At 38.6% G+C, this 1260-nt stretch carries 1 protein-coding gene and 1 pseudogene; one reads left to right on the top strand and one right to left on the bottom strand.

Annotation, left to right across the window (positions count from 1 at the left end):
* Positions 1-379, top strand: a 379-nt coding sequence (locus R7Z47_RS24035) for an A24 family peptidase (RefSeq protein ID WP_318130666.1), incomplete at its 5' end; no start/stop codon positions are given.
* Between the two features lie 52 nt (positions 380-431).
* On the opposite strand, the pseudogene R7Z47_RS24030 reads toward R7Z47_RS24035, so the two are convergent.
* Positions 432-1260, bottom strand: a pseudogene (locus tag R7Z47_RS24030) (LysR family transcriptional regulator); the annotation flags it as partial.

The following is a 1260-nucleotide window of genomic DNA, read 5'->3' as shown; positions in this document are numbered from 1 at the left end:
TGATATTCGTTATAGAATTGTAAAACATCGATTTCTTCTTATTATCTTTATTACTTCTCTACTTAGTTTGTTCTTTACTCCAGAACCACTGACTCAGCTCGCAGTGAGTACCTCTGTTTTTATTTGTTTCTTTATACTTTGGTTGATAAATATTGTAGGCGGCGGAGATGTAAAACTCATTGGCGCACTTTTCTTAGGAGTGAACGATGAATATATGTTAGCGGCAATAGTAGCGATAGGATTACTGGGTGGGATTCAAATATTGGTTATGTGGTTAATGTCTGTTTATCGCAAAAAAACACCTTTTGAGAATGGTATCCCTTACACAATACCAATTGGTATAAGTGGGCTCTTTTTCTTCTACCTGTCATTAATTTAATCATTATTAAAACAAACGCCATGTCTATTTATTCAATAGCCATGGCGTTTCTCTACATCACTTCACAACTGGTTAGCAAGCGACCCGTAGGTGGCCTACCAACCACGCCTTTAGAAGTAAGTCGGAATGTTTCGGTAATCAAACTTCTCAAACGTTCTTGGTCAATTTTCTTCGCGGCAGAATCATTACACCATACGTACATCTCGATATACTTGGATAGCGGATATTGGCTACACTTTTAATCACCTAATGTCCAACTTGGACAGATAACAAAAGTATTTGCCGCTTGCAGTTCATTGATCATCAATCGAGAGGAAGAAGTGGTAAGCCAATGTTTTACCTTAGAAATATCCACCCCAGAAGAATCAAGCAATAACTCAGCATCTCGTCTAGTCAAAGTATTACAAAAGACGATTCGCTCAGGGTAGCACTCCTCAGGTTTGACGGCACAGTCGCAAGCTAAAATGTATTGCTCTCTATTTAGGGGGAAAACGCGACCTTCCACGGAAGTGGTGTCACCAATAGCGAAGACTAAATCGTGGTTATCTTTATCAACACAATTCATGTCGCTATAACTTGTAATAGCCAACTCGACGTCGTTATACACTCTAAAAGAGCTAATTACCTTCGCGACCAATTCAGGGGCAAATGAATCAGATATCGCAATAGAGTACCGATCAAACATATCTACTTGAGCCAATTCGTCAAATAATTGGTCATATAAAGACATTGTTCTGTCTGTATAACTAAGCAATATTTGGCCATGTTTAGTCAGATTGAATCCATCTTTTCGATCGAAGACTTCAGCCCCTATAGTACATTCAAGTTTTTTAATATGTTGTGAAACGGCTGGTTGGGTTAAATATAGACTTTCTGCTGCC

The organism is Vibrio sp. 1641 (genome assembly GCF_033339995.1).
Lineage (GTDB): Bacteria > Pseudomonadota > Gammaproteobacteria > Enterobacterales > Vibrionaceae > Vibrio > Vibrio alginolyticus.
Note: the sequence above shows the minus strand (reverse complement) of the source record. Positions and strands in the feature narration are given on the sequence as shown.